This is a genomic window from Streptomyces sp. NPDC021012 (assembly GCF_044333355.1).
Lineage (GTDB): Bacteria > Actinomycetota > Actinomycetes > Streptomycetales > Streptomycetaceae > Streptomyces.
This window is the reverse complement of sequence record NZ_JBIRQU010000003.1, coordinates 703,970-724,581: the sequence shown is the minus strand read 5'-3', so window position 1 is coordinate 724,581 and position 20,612 is coordinate 703,970. Positions and strand designations below refer to the sequence as shown.

General features: G+C 72.8%; 21 protein-coding genes and 4 pseudogenes. 9 read left to right on the top strand and 16 right to left on the bottom strand.

The annotated features are described in order from the left end of the window. Window positions 1-16: 16 nt before the first annotated feature. The gene (locus tag ACH4TP_RS13150) at window positions 17-850 is read left to right on the top strand and encodes a class II glutamine amidotransferase (RefSeq protein WP_389225300.1); all 834 of its coding nucleotides are present in this window, start codon (window positions 17-19) and stop codon (window positions 848-850) included. Window positions 851-953: 103 nt separating this feature from the next. Here the strand turns inward: ACH4TP_RS13150 and ACH4TP_RS13145 are convergent. Next, window positions 954-1,345, bottom strand: a pseudogene (locus ACH4TP_RS13145) (transposase family protein); the annotation flags it as partial. 776 nt (window positions 1,346-2,121) lie between these two features. Between ACH4TP_RS13145 and ACH4TP_RS13140 the strand changes: the two are divergent. Further along, window positions 2,122-2,754, top strand: coding sequence for a CBS domain-containing protein (locus ACH4TP_RS13140; protein WP_398437599.1), 633 nt, complete (start codon window positions 2,122-2,124; stop codon window positions 2,752-2,754). Between the two features lie 35 nt (window positions 2,755-2,789). After that, window positions 2,790-3,476 carry a response regulator gene (locus ACH4TP_RS13135; protein WP_398437597.1) on the top strand — a complete coding sequence of 229 codons (687 nt, stop codon included), beginning with the start codon at window positions 2,790-2,792 and terminating at the stop codon, window positions 3,474-3,476. A gap of 9 nt (window positions 3,477-3,485) precedes the next feature. Here the strand turns inward: ACH4TP_RS13135 and ACH4TP_RS13130 are convergent, their stop codons facing one another. From ACH4TP_RS13130 to ACH4TP_RS13105, 6 genes and pseudogenes are all read right to left on the bottom strand, one after another. Then, window positions 3,486-5,219, bottom strand: a complete 1,734-nt coding sequence (locus tag ACH4TP_RS13130; protein ID WP_398437595.1) for a GAF domain-containing protein — start codon at window positions 5,217-5,219, stop codon at window positions 3,486-3,488. Window positions 5,220-5,270: 51 nt separating this feature from the next. Beyond that, entirely contained in the window at window positions 5,271-5,531 is a 261-nt protein-coding gene (locus tag ACH4TP_RS13125) for a hypothetical protein (protein ID WP_398437593.1), read from the bottom strand. Window positions 5,532-5,640: 109 nt separating this feature from the next. After that, window positions 5,641-5,760 (bottom strand): annotated as a pseudogene (locus ACH4TP_RS13120) (hypothetical protein); the annotation flags it as partial. Window positions 5,761-5,832: 72 nt separating this feature from the next. Beyond that, entirely contained in the window at window positions 5,833-6,036 is a 204-nt protein-coding gene (locus tag ACH4TP_RS13115; protein ID WP_398437591.1) for a cation-transporting P-type ATPase, read from the bottom strand. Window positions 6,037-6,043: 7 nt separating this feature from the next. Next, window positions 6,044-6,904: a universal stress protein gene (locus ACH4TP_RS13110; RefSeq protein ID WP_398187750.1), complete on the bottom strand. Its 861-nt coding sequence runs from the start codon at window positions 6,902-6,904 to the stop codon at window positions 6,044-6,046. Beyond that, complete coding sequence (locus tag ACH4TP_RS13105; protein ID WP_398437589.1) at window positions 6,901-7,803, bottom strand: universal stress protein; 903 nt, start codon at window positions 7,801-7,803, stop codon at window positions 6,901-6,903. Before ACH4TP_RS13105 ends, ACH4TP_RS13110 begins: the two co-directional genes overlap by 4 nt. Before the next feature lie 268 nt (window positions 7,804-8,071). Here ACH4TP_RS13105 and ACH4TP_RS13100 point away from each other — a divergent pair, with 268 nt between their 5' ends. Together ACH4TP_RS13100 and ACH4TP_RS13095 are read left to right on the top strand one after the other, a co-directional pair. Next, window positions 8,072-8,695: a CBS domain-containing protein gene (locus ACH4TP_RS13100; RefSeq protein ID WP_398187744.1), complete on the top strand. Its 624-nt coding sequence runs from the start codon at window positions 8,072-8,074 to the stop codon at window positions 8,693-8,695. Window positions 8,696-8,729: 34 nt separating this feature from the next. Then, a complete protein-coding gene (locus tag ACH4TP_RS13095) occupies window positions 8,730-9,716 on the top strand; it encodes an Acg family FMN-binding oxidoreductase (protein ID WP_398437587.1) in 987 nt (328 codons plus the stop codon). Between the two features lie 184 nt (window positions 9,717-9,900). Here ACH4TP_RS13095 and ACH4TP_RS13090 read toward each other — a convergent pair. Together ACH4TP_RS13090 and ACH4TP_RS13085 are read right to left on the bottom strand one after the other, a co-directional pair. Continuing rightward, window positions 9,901-10,263: pseudogene (locus tag ACH4TP_RS13090) on the bottom strand (hydrolase); the annotation flags it as partial. Window positions 10,264-10,339: 76 nt separating this feature from the next. After that, window positions 10,340-11,422, bottom strand: coding sequence for a zinc-dependent alcohol dehydrogenase family protein (locus ACH4TP_RS13085; protein ID WP_398437585.1), 1,083 nt, complete (start codon window positions 11,420-11,422; stop codon window positions 10,340-10,342). Between ACH4TP_RS13085 and ACH4TP_RS13080 the strand changes: the two genes are divergently transcribed. Further along, a complete protein-coding gene (locus ACH4TP_RS13080) occupies window positions 11,313-12,188 on the top strand; it encodes an MBL fold metallo-hydrolase (RefSeq protein ID WP_398437583.1) in 876 nt (291 codons plus the stop codon). The genes ACH4TP_RS13085 and ACH4TP_RS13080 overlap by 110 nt on opposite strands. A 69-nt stretch (window positions 12,189-12,257) precedes the next feature. Here the strand turns inward: ACH4TP_RS13080 and ACH4TP_RS13075 are convergent, their stop codons facing one another. From ACH4TP_RS13075 to ACH4TP_RS13055, 5 genes are all read right to left on the bottom strand, one after another. After that, on the bottom strand, window positions 12,258-12,851 hold the full coding sequence (locus ACH4TP_RS13075) for a hypothetical protein (RefSeq protein WP_398437580.1): 594 nt from the start codon (window positions 12,849-12,851) through the stop codon (window positions 12,258-12,260). A gap of 47 nt (window positions 12,852-12,898) precedes the next feature. Then, on the bottom strand, window positions 12,899-13,402 hold the full coding sequence (locus ACH4TP_RS13070) for a flavodoxin domain-containing protein (protein ID WP_389225324.1): 504 nt from the start codon (window positions 13,400-13,402) through the stop codon (window positions 12,899-12,901). Further along, the gene (locus tag ACH4TP_RS13065) at window positions 13,399-13,851 is read right to left on the bottom strand and encodes an Hsp20/alpha crystallin family protein (protein WP_389225325.1); all 453 of its coding nucleotides are present in this window, start codon (window positions 13,849-13,851) and stop codon (window positions 13,399-13,401) included. The genes ACH4TP_RS13070 and ACH4TP_RS13065 overlap by 4 nt, the downstream gene beginning before the upstream one ends. Window positions 13,852-14,326: 475 nt before the next feature. Then, complete coding sequence (locus ACH4TP_RS13060; protein WP_398437577.1) at window positions 14,327-15,247, bottom strand: universal stress protein; 921 nt, start codon at window positions 15,245-15,247, stop codon at window positions 14,327-14,329. An 11-nt stretch (window positions 15,248-15,258) separates the two neighbouring features. Further along, the gene (locus tag ACH4TP_RS13055; protein WP_398437575.1) at window positions 15,259-16,149 is read right to left on the bottom strand and encodes a universal stress protein; all 891 of its coding nucleotides are present in this window, start codon (window positions 16,147-16,149) and stop codon (window positions 15,259-15,261) included. On the opposite strand from ACH4TP_RS13055, the pseudogene ACH4TP_RS13050 reads away from it, so the two are divergent. Both ACH4TP_RS13050 and ACH4TP_RS13045 read left to right on the top strand, forming a co-directional pair. After that, window positions 16,148-16,453, top strand: a pseudogene (locus ACH4TP_RS13050) (hypothetical protein); the annotation flags it as partial. The gene ACH4TP_RS13055 and the pseudogene ACH4TP_RS13050 sit on opposite strands and share 2 nt — an antisense overlap. Window positions 16,454-17,007: 554 nt before the next feature. Beyond that, window positions 17,008-17,787 (top strand): TIGR01458 family HAD-type hydrolase, encoded by a 780-nt coding sequence (locus ACH4TP_RS13045; protein ID WP_398187864.1) that lies wholly within the window; start codon window positions 17,008-17,010, stop codon window positions 17,785-17,787. Between the two features lie 5 nt (window positions 17,788-17,792). Here the strand turns inward: ACH4TP_RS13045 and ACH4TP_RS13040 are convergent, their stop codons facing one another. Next, on the bottom strand, window positions 17,793-18,998 hold the full coding sequence (locus ACH4TP_RS13040; RefSeq protein ID WP_398437573.1) for an aromatic amino acid transaminase: 1,206 nt from the start codon (window positions 18,996-18,998) through the stop codon (window positions 17,793-17,795). Beyond that, entirely contained in the window at window positions 18,991-19,968 is a 978-nt protein-coding gene (locus ACH4TP_RS13035; RefSeq protein WP_398437571.1) for a DMT family transporter, read from the bottom strand. Before ACH4TP_RS13035 ends, ACH4TP_RS13040 begins: the two co-directional genes overlap by 8 nt. A gap of 148 nt (window positions 19,969-20,116) precedes the next feature. Here ACH4TP_RS13035 and ACH4TP_RS13030 point away from each other — a divergent pair, with 148 nt between their 5' ends. Continuing rightward, window positions 20,117-20,611: an Lrp/AsnC family transcriptional regulator gene (locus tag ACH4TP_RS13030; RefSeq protein WP_041132895.1), complete on the top strand. Its 495-nt coding sequence runs from the start codon at window positions 20,117-20,119 to the stop codon at window positions 20,609-20,611. Window position 20,612: the final 1 nt, after the last annotated feature.

Sequence of the window (20,612 nt, the reverse complement as noted above, 5' to 3'; positions counted from 1 at the left end):
ATTCAGGTGATCGCGTATGTGCAGGTGGCTCGCGTACCGGGGGACGCCGGTGCTGCTCGAAACGCTCCTCTACCAGCCCGCCCACTCTCTGATCGACCAGAGCCTGCACTCCAAGATGGGCGTGGAGACGACCAACGGCGACGGATTCGGCATCGGCTGGTACTCGGAGCACACCGGCACCCCCGCGCTGCTGCGGGAGATCGGGCCCGCGTGGAACAACCGCAATCTGCGCGAGCTGGCGGACCACGTCGAGTCCCCGCTCTTCTTCGCCCACATCAGGGCCTCGACCGGCACGGCCGTGCAGCAGTCGAACTGCCACCCCTTCCGGCACGGCCGCTGGATGTTCATGCACAACGGCGCCATCGCGGGTTTCCCGCTGCTGCGCCGCGACCTGACCCTGCTCGTCGACCCCGCGCTCTACGCCGACATCGAGGGCACCACGGACTCCGAGGTCATGTTCTACCTGGCCCTCACCTACGGCCTCGACGACGACCCGCCCGCGGCCGTCGCCAGGATGGCGGGCGTCGTGGAGCGGGTCGGACGCGATCACGGGGTGGAACACCCCCTCCAGATGACGCTCGCCCTCACCGACGGCGAGCGCGTCTGGGTCTTCCGCTACTCCACCGCCCGGGCGTCCCGCTCGCTCTTCTACAGCAGCCGCGTCGACGCCCTGCGCCGCCTCCACCCCGACGTCGCGTTCCTGCGTGACATCTCGGAGGAGACCCGCCTCGTCGTCTCCGAGCCCCTGGGAGATCTGCCGGGCGCCTGGAACGAGGTGCCGGAGAACAGCTACGGCGTCGTACAGCCGGGCGCGGACGAACTCCACCGCTTCGCTCCGGCGGCGGTCTGACCGCACCGCCGGGAAGACGCGTCCGTGGGGCGGCCCGTACACGGGCTACCCCGGCGGAGGGGCAGACCGTCACCCGCCCCGGACCAGGCCGGGGAAGCAGGGGGGGTACGGCGGCCCTGGGTCTCCTACCGCTCGTGGCCGTTCCCGTGTCTGTGACGAAGTCGCCCTCGCCCAGTCCGGTGAGGGCTTCGTGCAGGCCCGGTGCCCAGGCGGCGAGCACCTCGATCGTCTCGTCGACGTAGCGCCAGGCCGTCGCGGTCGAGACGCCGAACCCGGCCGCGAGCCGGGCGAACGTCTCGTTCTTACGAAGACGGGCCAGTGCGAGGAGGGTCTGCGTGAAGCGGCCGAGCCGTCTCCACGGTGAGTTCAGTTCACGCCTTCGGGCGTAGATCAGCCGGGAGACATGCTCGACGAGCTCGTACGGGACGTCGAGCACGGCTCGATACGGAGCCAACAGAGCCCCTCGGTCGCCGGTGTGACGAGTGAGACCACCACGCCGGCGACGAGGGGCCCTGCCGCGTCACCACCCTCGCTGACCAGCCCATTTCACCCCTGCACCCCAGGATGGAAGAGGTTCACCGACGAGGTGGCAGCTCTGACTCAAGCAACGAGGTCATCTCCCGCACGGCCGTCGACCTCGACACCGCGACCGCCCTGCGAGGAGAGCTTCGGAGCCGGCAGGCCGAACTCGCTCAGCGGCTCAGCGCGGAGCGTGCCGCCCGACTCGCTTCATTCGTCGCCACGTTGGAAGAGCCCTCCGCTCAGATCGCGCGGCTGGAACACAGGCTGACCGCCTTCCCCGCCGTCGGGGCGCTCCTCTCGCGGCGCGATCAGGCACATGATGACCTCGTGTTCGCACAGCGAGCCGTCGAGGAACCGGGCAACCGGTTTCCGGCCTCGCAGACGACCGGCCGGTCGGCCGTGGACACCGGAGCGAGACCTGGACCGGGAATGCGCCTTCCCCGGTCTCCTCCTCCTCGACCACCCCTATCGGCAAGGAATCAAGCAGGGTGTCGTGAGGCGCGTGCTGACGAAGCCGGCCGGGGCCCCCAGGAAACCGGCACCCGGGTCATCAGCACGCAGGCCCTCGCGCCGCCGAAGAACCCGCAGACGATCAGGGAGATCACCATGCCCAGGGTGTACGGCGCTCCCCAGGGCAGCCAACCGAGAGACGGGCCCGAGGGGGGCCGTCCGGCCCTCCTCAGGAACGGCTCGCAGGGGGAGACTCGGTAGGGAAGACCCGGCGAAGCCTCCGTCCTGAGGAGCACAGGATGCCCTCCTCGCGCTACACCGTCAGTGACGTCATGACGCACACCGCCATCGCGATCGGCCGTGACGCGCCCTACAAGGAGATCGTCGCGCTCATGGACGAGTGGAAGGTGAGCGCGCTGCCCGTCCTCGAGGGCGAGGGGCGCGTCATCGGGGTCGTATCGGAGGCGGACCTGCTGCCCAAGGAGGAGTTCCGGGGCGTCGAACCGCGCCCGGAGGAGTTCCCCGAAGCCGCCAAGGCCGGGGCCGTGCGCGCCGTGGAGCTCATGTCGAGCCCGGCCGTGACCGTGCATCCTGACGCCTCGCTCGCCGAGGCCGCGCGGATCATGGCGCGGCGGCAGGTGAAGCGGCTGCCGGTGGTGAACGGGATCGGGATGCTGGAGGGGGTCGTCAGCCGCAGCGACCTGCTCAAGGTGTTCCTGCGCAAGGACGAGGAGATCGAGGCGGAGATCCGCCGTACGGTACTGGGCGGGTCGGCCGCCCTCGCGGAGTTGGACGTCGCCGTGGTGGAGGGTGTGGCCACCCTGCGTGGTGCGCTCCTCGACCGGGCGCTGGTGCCGCTGCTCGCGCGCGCCGTGCGGGCCGTGGAGGGCGTGGTCGACGTACGCATGGATCTCGACGGACAATCCTCGTAGGGGCGGGCAGGAACCCATCGACCACAGGGGTCGCCATGACCGAGCTGCCGGCAGCCGCACCGCCCACGCGTGTCTTCCTCGTGGACGATCACGAAGTGGTCCGACGGGGCCTGCGTGACCTGATCGACGACGAGTCCGACATGGAGGTCGTCGGGGAGGCGTCGAGCGTGGACCAGGCGCTGGCCAGGGGGCCCGCGCTGCGGCCGGAGGTGGCCGTGCTCGACGTACGGCTGCCGGACGGCGACGGGATCTCGCTCTGCCGCGAGCTGCGGTCACGGATGCCCGAGCTCGCATGCCTGATGCTGACCTCGTTCGACGACGAGGACGCCCTCATCGACGCGATCATGGCCGGGGCCGCAGGGTACGTGCTCAAGCAGATCAAGGGCTCCGATCTGGTGTCGGCGGTACGGACCGTGGCCACGGGCCAGTCGATGCTCGACCCCGCCACCACCGCCCGGCTCATGCACTCGCTACGGGATCCCGCAGCCGCCGAGCCGCCGGAGGACGAGCGGCTCACGGTGCTGTCCGAGCGGGAACGTTCGGTGCTCGACCTGATCGGCGAGGGGCTCACCAACCGGCAGATCGCCAAGCAGCTGTACTTGTCGGAGAAGACGGTCAAGAACCACATCTCGCGGCTGCTCGGCAAGCTGGGTGTGGAGCGGCGCGTGCAGGCGGCCGTGATCGCCGCACAAGCCCACGAGCACGACGCGGGCGAGAAGTAGGGCGGCGTCTCAGTCGCGTTCGGCCGGCAGGGGAACACGCCATTCGAGCAGCGTGCCTCCGGCCGGTTCCGGCCGCGCGCGGATCGACAGGTCACCGTGCAGGCGTTCGGCCCGTTCGGCGAGGTTCCGCAGTCCGCTGCGCGCGCCGCCCGGTCGCACGCCCACTCCGTCGTCGCTCACCGTCACCGCGAGGACGCCTTCCTCGACGACGACGGACACCTCCGCGCGGTGTGCGTTCGCGTGGCGCGCCACGTTGGTGAGGGCTTCGCCGATGACCGCGACCACCTCGTCGGCCGCGTCGGGCGGCACGTCCGTGTCGAGGAGGCCTTCCATACGCAGCGCCGGGGCGAATCCGAGCGTCGGCACGGCCGCGTCGACCGCCTTCACGACGCGGTTCCTGAGCTTCGGCGCCGTCCCGGGAGTGTCGTGCTCGCGCAGGCCGAAGATGGTCGAGCGGATGATCTTGATGGTGGAGTCGAGGTCGTCGATCGCCCGGGTCAGCCGGTCCACGGCCTCCGGGTGCTCGACGAACCGGCGTGCGCTCTGCAGGGTCATGCCGGTGGCGAACAGCCGCTGGATCGCGAGGTCGTGCAGGTCGCGGGCGATCCGGTCGCGGTCCTCCAGGAGGCTGACCTGCTCGGCGTCGCGCCGCCGGTCGGCCAGTTCGAGGGCGAGGGCCGCCTGCCCGGCGAAGCCGGGCAGGACGCTGATCTCCACGCCCGTGAAGGGGGAGCGTCCCGCGGACCGCGCGAGGATGAGCACACCGCTCAGCCGTTCCTTCGTGCCCAGGGTGACGGCCACCGCCGGCCCGAACCCCTTCCAGCGTTCGGGCTGCACCGTGATGCGAGGGTCCTTCCTCACGTCGGCCACGGTGATGAGCCCGTCCTGGGTCAGGGCCGCTGCGGCGAGGGTTCCCTCGACGCTGGGCAGCACGACATCCCGGTGTGCCTCGGCGCCCTCGCCGCTGGCCAGGGATCCACGGAGCTCACCGCCCGGTCCGACCAGGTAGAAAACCCCGATGTCGGCACCGGCGATGTCCACGGCCCGCTCCAACATGCCGCCGAGGACCTCGGTCTCCTCCGCGCCGGACAGGAGAGCGCTGGTGAAGTCGGAACTCGCGGCCAGCCAGCGCTGACGCAGCCGTCCCTCCTCGTAGAGGCGGGCGTTCTCGATGGCGATGCCGGCCGCGACGGCCAGGGTCGTGACGACGGTCTCGTCCTCCGCGTCGAAGTCGGCCCCGCCGCGCTTCTCCGTGAGGTAGAGGTTCCCGAACACCTCGTCGCGCACGCGGATCGGGACGCCGAGGAACGTGTGCATCGGCGGATGGTGGGCCGGGAAGCCGTACGAGGCGGAGTGCTCGGACAGCTCCGAGAGGCGCAGCGGCCGCGGGTTGCGGATCAGCTCGCCGAGGATGCCGTGGCCGGACGGCAGGGCCCCGATCCGCTCGCGCAACTCCTCGCCGATGCCGACGGGGACGAATTCGGAGAGCTTCCGGTCGTCGCCGATGACGCCCAGGGCCCCGTACTCGGCGTCCACCAGGGAGACCGCCGCCTCCACGATGCCGCGCAGCACCTGGGGCAGGTCGAGCCCGCGACCGACCGACATGACCGCTTCCAGGAGCCCGTTGAGCCGGTCCCTGGTGCCCCGCACCTCGTCGATGCGCGCCTGGAGCTCGTCGAGGAGTTCGTCCAGTCTCAGTCGTGGCGGCCGCGCGTCCGCGGACTCGGTGTTCTCCCGGCCCATCGAAGCCTCCGGTCGCGTCGAGCGCGTGCACGACGCCCGTCGCGCCCGGTTTCACGGTAGCCCGGATGCCCGATCCTTTCCTGCCGGGCAGGGCGGCCTGAACGCGGTCCGGACCAGGCGTGCCGCGAGGAATCCGGCCGGCGCGCAGGTGAGGGCGATGCCGGTGCCGGACCAGCCGAGGGTGACGACGGCGGGCGGGGAGTCGGGGACGGCCGCCACGGCCAGGCCGATGGCGGTGGCCGCCATCGTGCCCAGGGGCAGCCCTCGTACCAGGCCGAGGGCGAGGACCAGCACGCACAGGGCGAGCGTCACGGCGGCGAGAACCCGTCCGAGGGCGGCGAGACGCCGCTGCGGCGGCCGTCGGTTCGCGGCGCTCGTCGAGGAGGGCCGTGATGCGGCCGAGCGCACTGGCGGGGCCCGTCGCCGTGACCGTGGCCACTCCCCTGCCCCGTACGACGACCGTGCCCGCGCTCAGCCCGTGCCCGGTCGCCTTGTCCACGGGCGCCGATTCCCCCGTGAGCATCGACTCGTCCGGGAGCAGCGCGGACGCCTCGGCGAGTTCGGCGTCGGCGGCGACGATGTCCCCTCGCCGAGAACGAGGACGTCGGGATGGTCACCGATGGCGAGCGTGAGCACGACGGCCCCAAGCAACGCCATGATCAGTGGGTCTCGCAGCTGTGCCGGGACCCGGGTGCGGAGCCATGGGGACTTCCTCGCCGCCCCCCTCGTTGGGGCCGGTGTCGGCGAGCCGGCGGGCGGCCTCTGCGGTGGTGAGGCCGGTTGCCGCGCCGACCGACAGGGTGGCCGAGGACGTCATGGCGGCCTCACTCGGCGGGGACGGTGATCACCGGGCAGTGGGCGCGGTGCAGGAGCCCGTGGACGACGGAGCCGAGGCGCATTCCCGAGTACCCGCCCCGGCCACGGCGGCCGACGACGACGGCCAGGGCGTGCTCGGCCGCTTCCGCGAGGATCTCGACGGGCGAGCCGATGAGGACCTCGTGGGTGAGCCGGACGTCGGGGTACTTCTCCGCCCATCCGGCCGTGGTCTCGGAGAGCATCCGGCGCTCGGCGTGGAACAGGGTGTCGCCGGTGTGCAGGGTGAAGACGGGCGGGGCCCAGACGGCGATGGCGCGCAGCGCGCAGCGCCTGAGGTCCGCCTCCTCGAAGGCGAGGGCCAGCGCGGCCCGGGAGGATGGGCTGCCGTCGACGCCGACGACCAGGTAGGGCGGGTCCTGTGTGCTGTGCTCGGCATCGCCCACGACGACCACGGGGCACCGCGCCTGGGCGGCGACCGGGACCACGAGGGAGCCCGCGCTCAGGAACTCCTCGGTGCGGCTGAGGTGCCGGGAGCCGAGCACCACCATGGCGGCCTCCCGCGACAGGCCGGCCAAAGCCTTCGCCGGGGCCCCGGCGAGAAGGGCCGTGGTCACGCGGACGTCGGGCTGCCGGTCCTGCGCCCAGGCCGAGGCGACGCGCAGCACGTCCTCTCCCGCGACCGCCCGTGCGTGGCGCCGAGCGGTGTCCTCGCCCTGAGGGAGGTCGTGCGAGGGCGGTACGGCGACGACGAGGCGCAGTGCGCGGAGACGCCGGTGGGCCTCGTCGGCGGCCCAGGCCAGTGCGAGGTGCCAGTTCCGGACGGGGTCGAGGCCGATGACGATGTCGCGGTGTCCGAGCGTGCTGGTCATGATGTGCTCCCGTGTCCAGGTCCGTGCCGTGGGATCAGCTCCACCGGGCAGTGGGCGTGCTGCAACAGGCCCAGCGTGGTCCGGCCGAGCGTCGGCCCGAGGTATCCGGGCGCCCGCCGGCCGCCGACGACCAGGAGGTCGGCTCGGCGTGACGCCTCCACGAGCGCGCCGGGCACGCTGCGGCTCTTCTCGCCCTCGGCGTCCAGTGCGAGTTCCGGGAACTCCTCCCGGATCCGGTCGATGACCTCCACCAACGCGCGCACGTGCGCGCCAGCGTCCCCGACCGTGCCGTTGCGCAGCGCGCCCCGTACCCCGGCGTGGGGGTCCGTGCCCCACACGTGCAGGAGTCTCAGCGGCACCTTGCGCAGCAGAGCCTCGCGGGCCGCCGCCCTCGCGCGGTCCACGTCGTTCTCGTCCCTGACCGCCACGAGGACGGCCCCCGCTTCGGCACCCTCCACGGCTCCGCGCACGACGACCACCGGTGTGGTGGCGTCGGCGGCGAGTTCGAGGCCGACCGATCCGAGCAGCAGGGAGGAGAACCCGCCGCGGCCCCGGTGCCCGACCACGATCGTGCCGCTCAGCGCGGCGGCACCGCGCAGGGCTTCGACGGGCGAGCCTCCGCCGAGTTCCGTGACGACCACGAGGTCGGGGTGACGTGCCGCGACGGTCTCCGCGGTCCGGTCGAGCAGTTCCCGACCGGCCTGCCTGGCCCGGCCGGCCTCCGTCGGGGCAAGGAACCGGGACGCCGCTTCGACGTCCGTCGCGTGGACGAGGCACAGGGTGCCACCGCGCAGCACCGCCTCGTGCGCCGCCCACATCACCGCTGCCTGGGCGGACAGCGACCCGTCCACGCCGACGACGACCCTGCCCGGGCCGGGACCGTCCCTGGTTCCGTCCATGGCTCCTCTTCGTCCGGTCCGCGGGAGTCCAACCGATGGGAGTCCGATTCGTAGGACTGCTCTCCACCCTCACGGCGGATGACGGCGCCGGCGGAGGGCCGCTGGGGGCAATACGGGGACCAAAGGTCCCTCGGGGGCGCGGGCCGGTTCGGAGTCCGGTCGGGTCCCGCTGTGGACCGTTCGGCCCTCGCAGAGCGCCGGCCGTCCGATCAGGGTGGTGACACGGAACAGCGCACGGCAGCGGCACGCGCGAACAGGAGGCGCGACGATGAGGCACATGAAGGTCGGCGGCCTGATGACCGGCAACGTGGTCTCGGCCACCCCTGAGACCACGTTCAAGGAAGTGGCGAAGCTGCTCGCCGAACACGACATCACCGGAGTCCCCGTCGTGGACGGGGACGACCACGTGCTCGGCGTCGTGTCCGAGAGCGACCTGCTGGCCGCCCGGGAGCCGACCGCGCGGGCCCTGATGACCGAGCCGGCCGTCACCGTGCATGCCGAGCAGTCGGTGGCGGACGCGGCCCGCCTGATGGTGCGGCGCGGAGTCGAGCGCCTTCCGGTGGTCGACGAGGAGGAGCGGCTGGTGGGCATCGTGACCCGGCGCGATCTGCTGTGCGTGTACCTCCGTCCGGACGCGGAGATACGGCACCACGTGCGCGAGGACGTCCTCTCCGACGTCATGGGCCTGCCCGGTGACGCGGTGGACGTGCACGTCCTGGACGGTGTGGTGACCCTGGCGGGCCGCCTCCGGTGGCAGAGCCAGGCACGGATGCTCGTGAACCTCACCGAGCGCGTCGACGGCGTCGTCGCGGTCGTGGACCGGATCACCGCCCAGGAGGACGGCACCCGGTTCGCCCCCGCCGCGCGGACCGCACACGACACCTTCGAATGAATCCCTTGAACCCCGCACACAGGCAGGAAGAGCCGTGACCACCACCGATCTGCCCCGGGCGCTCGTGACGTCGATGGTCGAGGACGCCATCACCGCACCGTCGATGCACAACGCCCAGCCGTGGAAGTTCGTCCACCGCACCGGCACCGACACCGTCGAGCTGCACGGCGACCCCTCGCGCGAGATGCCGCGCGAGGACCCCGACCACCGCGCCCTCCATCTCGGCTGCGGCGCCGCCCTGTTCAACCTGCGCGTCGCCGCCGCTCACCACGGCCGGAGGGCCGTGACCCGACTGCTGCCCCGTCGTGACGACCCCTGGCACCTCGCCGACGTGCAGATGCGGAAGGCCCCCGTCGACGACGACCTGGCCGCACTCCGCCCTGCCCTGCGGAGCAGGCACACCAGCCGGTTCCCCTTCACCGACGAGCGGATACCCCCGGAGATCCTGGACGGCCTCCAGGCCGCCGCCCTCCTGGAAGGGTGTCGCCTGGTCCTGCCGGGAGCGTGGCACACCGACACCGTCATGGACCTCGTGCATGCCTCCGAACTCTTCGAAGCCGCGGACGCCTCGGTCCGGGCGGAGATCGCCGCCTGGATCCGGACGGGCGCGGCCGAGGAGGACAGTGCGCACGAGGGCATCCCCTCGTACGCCCTCGGCCCACGGCAGTACGACGTGACCTCTCCGGTCCGGGACTTCGACCTCGCCCGCCGTGCGACCGGCCGGCCCTCCCTCCGATTCGAGAAGCGCCCCCTGATCGCCCTCCTGGGGACGACCACGGACACCCCGGGGGACTGGCTGGAGGCGGGCCAGGCGATGCAGCACGTACTGCTCAGGGCCACCCTCGACGGTCTCTCCACCTCCCTCATGTCCCAGCCCCTCGAATGGCCCGAACTCCGCGCCGACGCGCGCGACCCGAGTTCCCCGATCGGCTACGTCCACATGATGATCCGCCTGGGCTACGGCCCCCGGGGCCGCGCCACCCCGCGGAGGCCTGTCTCCGAGGTGCTCGCCTTCGACTGAGTGGCCTTCCCCACCGGTCGCCCACGTCGCGGCCCCGGATCACAGGCGGAACCAGCGCTCCTCTCCCGGTGCGACCTCGAACCGCCGTTCGCCCGGGAGCACGACGGCGAGCGGGGGCCTCGACGAGGCCGGAACCCGTGACGACGGCGAGGAACGGGACGAGCCCGGCGGTGTCGAGCAGGGCCCGGGCGTGCCGGGACGCCGACACGGCGGCACAGGGCACACCGAGGGAGCGCAGGACGGCCAGTGCCTCCTCGGCGTCCTCGTAGCAGGCGACCGGTACGCGGTCGAGAGCGTCCTGGAAGGCCTGCTCCTTGCCGGCCGCCGCGGCCCGGACGGTGTCGCAGCCAGGCGGGTCTCCGGGCGCTCCTGGTGGGAGGCGGATGCCACGGGCGGTCAGGAACGCTTCGGCGCCGTCGTGCCGCGACCTGCCGTCGACGAACCGCCGGTACCCGGCGTCCGTGTCGAACGGCGCCCGCCCGCCTTCCTCGGGCGTCGGTCGGTCGAGACGGGCGTCGAACGCGCTCTTCCACGCCGCCGCGTCCACGGCGGCGGAGTCGAGCAGAACACCGTCGGTGTCGAACACGGCACCCCGCGGAGGCGGGAACCCGTGCGTCGGTCGTTCATCCGACCACTGGAGGTGCGGGGGCCTGGAGGGCCGTGTGCTGCGGGCCGCCGAGTGTGACCTTCAGGGCACCGGTGTCGGCCGCGCGGCCGAACACGTCGTACGCCTCCTCCATCTGCGCCAGTTCGAAGCGGTGGGTGACCAGATCCGCCGTCGGCAGCCGGCCGGCGGCCATCATGCGCAGCAGCATCGGGGTGGACGACGTGTCCACGAGGCCGGTGGTGATGGTGACGTCCCTGATCCACAGGTCTTCGAGGTGCAGGACCGCGGGCTTGCCGTGGACGCCGATGTTCGCGACCCGGCCGCCGGGCCGGACCATGCGGGTGCACATCTCGAAGGTCTCGGGGACCCCGACCGCCTCGATGGCGACATCGGCACCCAGGCCGTCCGTCAGATCCTCGACGAGCTGCTCCGGGCCTTCGCCGACGGTCACGGTGGCATCGGCGCCGAGCGTGCGCGCGGCGGCGAGCCGGGACTCGGCGAGGTCGACGGCGATGATGCGACCGGGGCTGTAGAGCCGTGCCGTGGCGATGGCGGCGAGGCCGATGGGGCCCGCGCCGACCACGACGACCGTGTCGGCCGGCCGTACCCCGCCGTTGAGGACGCCCACCTCGTAGGAGGTGGGGAAGACGTCCGCGAGCAGGACGGCGTCGAAGCTGTCGACCGCGTTCGGCAGCGGGTGCACGGACAGGTCGGCGAACGGCACCCGTACGTACTCCGCCTGCGTGCCGTCGACGGTGTGTCCGAGGACCCAGCCTCCTCCTCCGACGCACTGGCCGTAGCGGCCCTCGCGGCAGGAACGACAGCGGCCGCAGGCCGAGATGCAGGAGATCAGGACGCGGTCCCCCGGCCGTACGGAACGGACGTCCCGGCCGGTCTCGACCACCGTGCCCACGGCCTCGTGGCCGAGCACCCGGCCGGGCGTCACCTCGGGCACGTCGCCCTTGAGGATGTGGAGATCGGTACCGCAGATGGTGACGACGTCGACCCTGACGATCGCGTCGCCGGGATCCTTGATTCCCGGGTCGGGCACGTCCCGCCAGGCGATCGGGCCCGGTCCCTCGAAGACGGCTGCCTTCATGGCGCCCACCCACTTCCTTCGGTGCGTTCGGGTGTCCTCCTCGATCAGGCTCGGCCGTCGTGCCGCGGCGGCGCACGTGCCGATCGGCCCCCACCAGGGGACCGGTCGGGCCCTGCATGCCGCGCGATCCGCTGCGACGGTGGAGAGCGGATCACCTTCCGAAGGAGGGCCGGCCATGTCCGAGGCAGCCCCGACCCCCGCGCCCACGGCCCCGCGACCGGCTCTGCTCAGCTTCCTGGGCGGGGTGGGCACGGTCACCGGCAGCAAGTTCCTGGTCGAGAGCGACCACGCGCAGATCCTCCTCGACTGCGGTCTCTTCCAGGGTTTCGCGGCCCTGCGGCGCCGCCACCGGGAGCGGTTCGCCCGCGACGCCGCGGACGTCGACGCCGTGGTCGTCACCCATGCCCATCTGGACCACTGCGGCTGTCTGGCCAGGCTCGACATCGCCTACCCGGAGCGCCTCTCGCGCGTGCAGGTCCTGGTCAAGTGGTGGCTGCTCGCCATTCCCCACCACCTGGTGCTCGCCTTCTTCGCCGGGGGCATGCGCGCCGGCTGGCGGGGCGGTGGTCTGATCACCCTGCTCACCCTCATCGCGGGCTTCGCCCTGGCCTTCGCAGAACGGTATCCCCGTGACCTGTTCGCCCTGATCGTCGGCCTGAACCGATGGATCCTGAGGGTCGCCGCCTACGCGAGCCCCATGACCGACGCGTATCCGCCGTCCCGGCTCGACCAGGGCGGCGAGGAGTCGGGGACGGATCTCCGCTGACGGCGCCGCCGGTCGGCGGCGGGGGGAAGAGCACGCCCTGCGCCGGACTTCGCTCGACCGTGGCTGCGATCAGACATCGTCCGCCCCCGGACCGCTGCCCCGCCGGAGCCGGCCGGACCAGACGGGTTCCACCTGTTCCCACTCCCGCTCCCAGACCGCGAGCCGTCGGCCTTCGGTGCTGCGTCGGACGAGGACGAGTGCGCCCGCCGCCGTGGCCCCCGCGGCGCCCGCCACAGCCGTTCCGCCCGCGATGGCGCTCAGCGCGAGGTCCGCGGTGGTGTCCGGCGGGCGTGCCGGAGCTCCGCTGTCGTCCACCCAGATGGTGACGGCGCGGCCCCGAGGCGTCCTGGGCGGGACGTGGACGGGTCCGGACCTGCGGACGTGGTCCGGGTACTCCCAGACGGCCGGTGCGACGGACTGCGGCTCGGCGCCCGGCCGGACGGCGGTCGGCGGGTCCTCGGACCGCGCGGTGGTGGTCGCCCGCACCTGGTGGCGGTGTGCGGCGATGTCCCGGTCGGCCCTGGCCCCGGTGCGCCACATGATCCCGGCGGCCACGGCGCCGCAGATCAGGGCGATCGCAAGGACGAGGACCAGAGCGGCACGCCTGGCGGACCCGCGCCCGGGCACGGTGGGCTCGGGGGCCGACGACTCCTGGTGCGACATGGTTCACCTCCGGGACGGGACGCCCGCCGGACGTCTCGGCGGTGCGCTCAGCGTGCGGTACCGAGCTCGGTTCCGATGTGGTGGGCCCATGCCTGGACCCGCGTCGGGTTCCGGAAGTCTCCGCCCTTGCCGTGACGGACCATGGATCGGGCGATGCGCCCGGACGTCTCGGCGGTCACGGCGCCGCCGAACGTGACGTGCTCCCGTGCGCCGAGCTTCCTCATACGACGCGCGACCCCGGGAACGGGCGGGATGTCGCGCTGCTCGGCGGAGCTGTCGACGGGCCCGCTGCTGAAGAGCCACAGGGGCCTGTCGCGGAGTTGCTCGGCGTTGCGCCGGGCGCACCGTCGCGCCTTGCCGTTCCAGCGTCCGGCGTAGAGGGCGCCGCCCAGGACGACCCCGTCGTAACCGCTGACGTCGGTGACGGTGTCGGCCGGCAGGACGACCGCGTCGATGCCGTCGGCCCGGAGCGCCTTGCCGATCTCGTCGGCGATGCCCGCGGTCGCGCCGTGTTTGCTGCCGTAGGCGACCAGGACGCGCTTGGCGTTCATGACTTCCGTCCCCCTCCGGTGTCGTCGGCTCGCCGCACGGGGATGGTCCGTCGGGTCTCGGCCTTCTCCTCGGGCATCGGGATCCGGATGGTGAGGATGCCGTCCTGGTACGAGGCGTCGACGTCGTCCGGGATCGTCACCGGGAGTCGTACCGTCCTGCGGAACGATCCGTAGCGGAACTCCGAGTGTTCCTTGTCCTCCGTGCTCTCGCTGTGCTCGGCGCTCACCGTGATGAGGTCGTCGTCGACGGTGATCGCGATGTCCTCGGGGTCCATGCCGGGCAGTTCTGCCCGGAGTACGTACGCGTTCCCGGCGCCGGTCACCTCCACGGGGATGGAGTGGGCCGCGGTGCCGGGGCGCCATCCGGGCAGCCCCGGGAATTCCCGGTTGAACCAGTCGTTGAAGTCGGGGAAGCGGCTGTGCCTGCGTTCCACCTTGTCTCCGGTCATCGTTCTGCTCCTCAGAGGAAAGCTGCGGACACCTGGATCGTGTGCACCGGACGCCGGGGGCGCCCGTTCGTCGCCGCGGAACGCGGGACGGTCCCGGGCCGCTGCGGCGACAGCTCGTCCGTCGCCGCCCACCGCCCGCCACGGGGACTCGGCTCCGAGTCGCGGGCGAGACGGCGTCGTGTCTTGCGGGGCATGATCACTCCGTTCTTCCGAGGTGCTGGCGAGGGGCGGCTCCGCCTCGGCTGTCTGCCGCTCGATCGCGGCGAAGCCGTCCGGCCGCGCTCAGTACGGGAGCGGGCGGCCGGAAGGCGTCCGCAGGTCGAGGGGGTGGGGCCGACGGGTCCGTCGAGGGCGGCGGCCGATCCGGATCCGCTGCATCGTCCTCACCCCTTCGGGAGATCCGGACCGCTGTCCGGGGCCGTTCCTGTCCTCCCACTGTGCCGCCCGGGAGCGGGAAGCCCCAGTGCCGAGGGGGTCAGCCCGTCGGGGCCGGTCGGTCCGTACGGGACCGGGGCCGGTCGGCCCCGGAAGCGGTGCCGTCCGCCGCTCCCGTCCCGGGGAGCGGAACAGTGACCACGGGGCAGGCGGCGCGGTGCAGCAGTCCGCGGACCGTGGAACCGAGCCGCATGCCGGAGCGGCCCCCGCGCCCCCTGCGTCCGACGACGACCGCGAGGGCCTCGCGGGAGGCGTGGACGAGTTCCTCGACGGGGTGTCCACGCAGGATCACCTGTTCCACGTCGACGTCCGGGTAGCGGTCCGCGCAGCCGGCCACCGACTCGGCGAGCAGTCGGCGGCGGTCGGTCAGGCCCTCGGCCCCGCCTCCGTGGGACAGCGGGCCACGGGGCCACACCCAGGCCGCCACGAGCCGTGCCTCGCGCAGGCTCGCCTCCGCCGCGGCGAAGGCGACGGCTGCCCCGCAGTCCCCGCTGCCGTCCACGCCGACCACGATCAGCGGCGGGTGGACGGACGTGTGCTCCGGTGCGCGGATCACGACGACGGGGCAGTCGGCGCGTGCCGCCAGCGGTACGGCCACCGAGCCCTCGCCGAGGACCTCGGCGGCCCTGCCCAGGCGGCGGGAGCCGACCACGGCGAGTGCCGCACCGGGTGCCCGGTCGCACAGCACGGTCGCGGGGGCGCCGTCGACGAGCTCCGTCGCGGTCCACAGCCCGTCGTGCAGCTCCCGTACGAGGTCCTCGGCGTTGACGAGCGCCGCCTCCGCTCGGCTGCGCAGGGAGCCCTGGTGGGCGACGGCGGCGTACCAGAACCGGTCGTGGACCGGGGGGACGGCGACGACCATGCGCAGCCTCGCGCTTCTGCGGACGGCTTCGTCGGCGGCCCAGACGAGGGCCGGGACGGACAGTTCGCGGGGGTCGATGCCGGCCAGGACGTCGCTCACGGCTGCCCCACCTATGTGACGAAGGCGGAGGGGACGACCTCCACCGGGCAGCGGGAGTGGTGGATGACCGCGTGGGCGACGCGGCCCAGGGACGGTCCGAGGCCGAGCGTGCGGCGGCCGCGGCCCATCACCAGCAGGTCGGTGTGGCCGCTCGCCTCGATCAGGATGCCCGGGGTGCTCGTGCCGGTCTCCACGTGGTGCCCGACGATCAGCCCGGGGTGGGCCTCGCGGACCCGGTCGGCGAGGGCCTTCACCTCGTGCACGCGCTGACGGGCGATCCCGTCGAGGTCGTCGAGCATGCTCGCGACACTGCCGACATGGGTCAGCACGTTCCATACGCTCACGATGCGCAGGGCCGCCTTGCGGGCCTCGGCCTCGGCGGCGGCCAGCAGGAGCCAGTCCAGGTCCGCGGCGCCGTGCACGGCCGCCGTCACCGAGCCCGTCTCAGGTCGCTCGTCTCCCCCGCGTACGACGATCACGGGCACCTCGGCACGCGCCGCGACGCCCAGACCGACGGATCCGAGCATGAGGGCGGAGAAGCCGCCGAGGCCCCTGCTGCCCACGACGATCGTCCCCCGGTCTCCGGCGACCTCCTGGAGCCCGGCGACCGGCTCCCGGCGGACGAGTCTTCTGGTGACCACGAGGTCCGGAAAACGCTCGTGGACCGCGGTCGCGGTGCCGTCCAGCAGGTCGCGCGCTGCTTCCCGTACCGCCTGCATCGTCTCGGCGTCGCTCCAGTAGGCGCGCCGGTCGGTGTCGGCGGCGTGGACGAGGCACAGGGAACGGTCCCGGCGGTCCGCCTCGGCGGCGGCCCAGAGCGCGGCCGTGCGCGCGGAGGGGGAGCCGTCGACTCCCACGAGGACGTCGCCGAGGTCCGGTCGGGCGAGGATCTCGCTGCTCATGGTTCCTCCCGCGGAGTACGCCTCCCGGGCACTGGGCCGGAGGGGCAACTCCACGCTGGCACCGTGGTGGTCCTCCTGGGATGGGCCGTTCGGCCCTGATCGAGACCTGCCCGGCCCCTCCGTCGGGCGGGCCGAGAGCCTCCTGACGGAGACGGCGGAGCAGGCGCGGAAGGAGTACCCCGATCTGGAGGTGTTCATCGAACGGGCCCACGGCAGGGCGGCCGAGGTACTGACCGCCGCGGCCGGCGCGGCGGATCCGACGGTGCTCGGATCGCGCGGCTTGGGCGGCCTCCTCGGCTTCGTCGTCGGCTCGGTGTCCCTCGCCGTCGTCGGAGCGGCCCGGCAACCGGTCGCCCCGGTGCGCGCGGAGGGTGAGCGGATGGGACCGCCTCACGACGGGATCGTGGTCGGCGTCGACATCCACCACCCGTGCGAGGGCCTGCTCGGGTTCGCGTTCGCGGAGGCCGCTCGCACCGGCCTGCCCCTGCGCTTCCTGCACAGCCGGACGCTGCCCGCCTCGAGGCGTCACGGGACGCGGATCTCCTCATCGTGGGACGTCGCACGAGGAAGGTCCCCGTCGGCCCTCATCTCGGCCACGTGGCCCACGTGGTCATCCACCGCAGTCCCTCGCCGGTCATCCTCGGGCCCGGGCCGAGAAGGCGGCGGGGCGCTCGTCAGCCTTCGGGCCGGGACTCGTCAGCCCTCGGGCTCGGACGAGGTGCCGGGAGCGCCCGGCGCCTGTCGCCGAACTCGCGCCGACCCCTTGCCGGCTTTCCTGCCGTGGCGACAGGACAGCCGGGTCGGGCGGTCGGGAGCGGGGAGGGGCGGTCGGTGGGTGCCTGGGTTACGGTCGGGTTCATGGAGGGAATCCGGGCCGTCCTGGTCGACATCGACGGTGTCCTCACCGTTTCCTGGAAGGCGCTGCCCGGAGCGGTCCGGGCCATGGAGCAGCTGCGGGCCGCGGGGCTCGCCGTGGCGCTGGTCACGAACAACACGTCTCGGACGCGGGCCGTGATCGCCTCGCGGCTGGCCGGCCTGGGCTTTCCCGTGGGTGCCGAAGACGTTCTGACCGCGCCGGCGGCCACGGCGGCGTATCTGCGGGAGCACTTCCCCGGCGCGCGCTGCCTCCTGCTCAACAGCGGAGACGTGCGGGACGACCTGGCGGGGGTCACGCTCGTCGACGAGGGTGACGCGGAGGTCGTCGTGCTCGGGGGTGCGGGGAGCGAGTTCGGCTACGAGGCGCTCAACCGGGTCTTCCGGCAACTGCGGGGCGGAGCGCGGTTGGTGGCGATGCACCGGAATCTGTACTGGCGCACCGAGGCCGGCCTCGACCTGGACACCGGGGCGTTTCTCGAAGGGCTGGAGAAGGCCGCCCGTACCGAGGCGGAGGTGACGGGCAAGCCGGCGCCGGCGTTCTTCGCGAGCGCCCTCGCGCACCTCGGCGTCGAGGCGTCGGAGGCGCTGATGGTCGGCGACGACGTCGAGTCCGACGTGCTGGCCGCCCAGCGGTCGGGCATCACCGGCGTCCTGGTGAAGACGGGGAAGTACCTTCCCGAGACGCACCGCGACGCCTCGGGGACACCCGACCACGTGCTCGACTCCTTCGCCGACCTGCCCGCCCTGCTCGGCGCCGGGTAGGCCGCTCAGACGGACCGGGCGGTGCGGGGCGTCTGCAGGGCGGTGGCGATGCCGTGGGCCAGGAAGGGGATGCGGTGCGCGGGGACGCCCGCGATGTTGATGCGCCCGGCGGCCGTTCCGTAGATGCCGGACTGACGGCGCATCCGTCGCATCCCGTCCGGAGTGAGGGGCAGCATCGAGAACATGCCCTTCTGCCGGGCGAGGGAACGGGCCTCCTCCTCGTGCCCGAGGGCACGGAGGTGGGCGACGAGGTCGGTCCTGTTGGCCGCGATCCGGTGGCGCATCGCGCCGAGCTCCGCGAGCCACTCCGTCCGCAGGTGCTCGTCGTCCAGGACGGTGGCGACGATCGCGGCACCGTGGTCGGGCGGCATCGAGTACAGGGTGCGGGCGGCGTTCTGCAGGGCGGTCTCGACGTGCCGCAGGGTCCGCCTCGACGAGCCGAGGACGATGGCGCATCCGGTGCGGTCGCTGTAGAGGCCGAAGTTCTTCGAGCAGCTGACGGCGATCAGCACCTCGGGAAGCCGTTCGGCCAGCATCCGGGTCGGTGCCAGGTCGGCGGCGAGGCCGTCGCCGAGGCCGTGGTAGGCGAGGTCGACGAAGGGGACCCAGCCGTTCGCCTCGGCGAGTGCGGCGAGCTGCTCCCACGTGCCGGAGGAGGGGTCCACGCCGGTGGGGTTGTGGCAGCAGCCCTGGAGCAGGACGACGTCGCCGCGGCGTGCGCCGGCCAGGTCGTCGAGCATGCCCTCGGTGTCCGGTCGGCCGGTGTCGTCGCGCCACCGGTAGGTCCGGACGGTGAGCCCGGCGCCTTCCAGGATGGGGCGGTGGTTGACGTACGCGGGGTCGCTGATCCACACGGTGGCGCCGGGGCGCGTCTGCTGGACGAGGTCGGCGAGGAGCCGCAGGGCCCCGGTGCCGGCCACGGTCTGCACGCTGGTCGCCCGTCCCATGAGCTCCTCGGAGCCCAGTACGAGCGACAGCATGGCCCGGTTGAAGGCGGTGTTGCCCGACAGGCCGAGGTACTCCTTGGTGCCGGAACGTTCCGCCAGCTGTATCTCGGCCTCCCTGACCGCCGCCATGACCGGGGTGACCCCGGTGGCGTCGCGGTAGACGCCGAGGACGAGGTCGAGGCGCTCGGGGCGCGGGTCGGCGGCGAACTCGGCCGCCAGGTCCCACAGCGGGTCCGCGGGCGGGGCGGGAAGAAGCTCAAGCATCGGGGGAGACCTTGGTTCGGGGGCGCCGGTTGGCGAGTGCGACGCCGAGGGTGATGAGGGGGACGCCGACCACGACGGGCAGGGTCGGCGACTCGTCGAGCAGGGGCACGGCGAGCAGGACGACGGCGACCGGGCTGAGGCTGCCGACGACCGAGCTGCGTTCGGGGCCGAGCCGGCGGATGGCGAACGCGTACAGCAGACCGGCGCAGAGGCCGACGCCCAGGCCCTGGACGACGAGGAAGAGCAGGATGTCGCCGCCGGCCGCCCGGGCGAGACCGGTGGGCAGGACGCCGGTCAGGGCGAGGAGCGCGATGACGGCGAAGGACGGCAGGCACAGCAGGCCGATCGAGCCGACGGGGTCGAGGTCCACCTCGCGCAGCCCCACGGTGTACAGGGCCCACAGACCGCTGGCGACGAGCAGCGTTCCCGTACCGAGCAGGACGTCGGCGTCGAGGGCGGCGGTGTAGCGCCAGACCAGGGCCACGACCCCGGCCACGATGAGGGCGAGACCGGCCGCCTGCGTCCCGCGCGGCGCGCGCTTCCCGCCGGCGACCACGAGGGCGGAGACGAACAGCGGGACCATGCCGGGCACGATCGCCCCGACGAAGGCGGCCGACGTCAGCGATCCGCCGTACATGGCGGCGAGGAAGAACGGCACCCCCGCACCGCAGACGATCTTGAGTGCGGGACCCGGCCGGACCGCGGCCAGCCGACGCCGGCGCCGCCACAGCGCGGGCGCCAGGACCACGAGGGGCACACCGAACCGCAGCAGGGCGGCGTCGGCGGGCAGCAGCGTGGAGGCGCTCAGCGCGCGGGCGCTGAGGGCGAACGCGGCCCAGATCATCACCGTGAGCGCCAACGCGACCATGCCCACGCCCTGGGGGGACAGGCCCCGGGGACCGGCGGCGGCGAGCACCCGCGACCCCGGCGTCCGCTCCGATTCCGACGCGACCGATTGTGGTGCGACCACCGACGGTTCCTCCCGCTCTCGACGTACGGGCGGAACCGAAAGCCGGTGTTTGCCCCGACAGGCAACGCTAGAGCTTGCACCGGGGCAGATGATTGCCAGTTCTGCCCTCCAGACATAGCGTGAGGGCAGAATCTGCCAAGGAGTGACGATGGACGCCGTGGACTTCGAGATCATCCACGAGTTGCAGGCGGACGGCCGGCTGACCAACCAGGACCTCGCCGACCGGATCCGCCTGTCCCCCTCCCCCTGTCTGCGCCGCGTGCGCCGCCTGGAGGAGTCGGGCCTGATCAGCGGCTACACGGCCACCGTGGACCAGGTCGCCTTCGGGCTGCCGATCACCGTCTTCGTACGGATCAGGCTGGAGCGCCACACCGCCGAGGCCGTCAACGTCTTCGAGGAGCACATCGGTCTCATCGATCACATCCAGGACTGCTATCTGATGGCCGGCAGCAGCGACTACCTGCTCCGGGTCGTCATCGAGAGCCTGGAGGCGTACGAGGCCCTCGTGCGCACCCGGATCCACGCCATCCCCGGCATCGCGTCGATCGAGTCGAGCTTCGCCTTCGGCAGCGTCAAACAGTCCCGGGTGTATCCACGACCGGGCGTCCCGGCGCGACCGAAGGGCGGCCGCGCCGGGAGGTGAC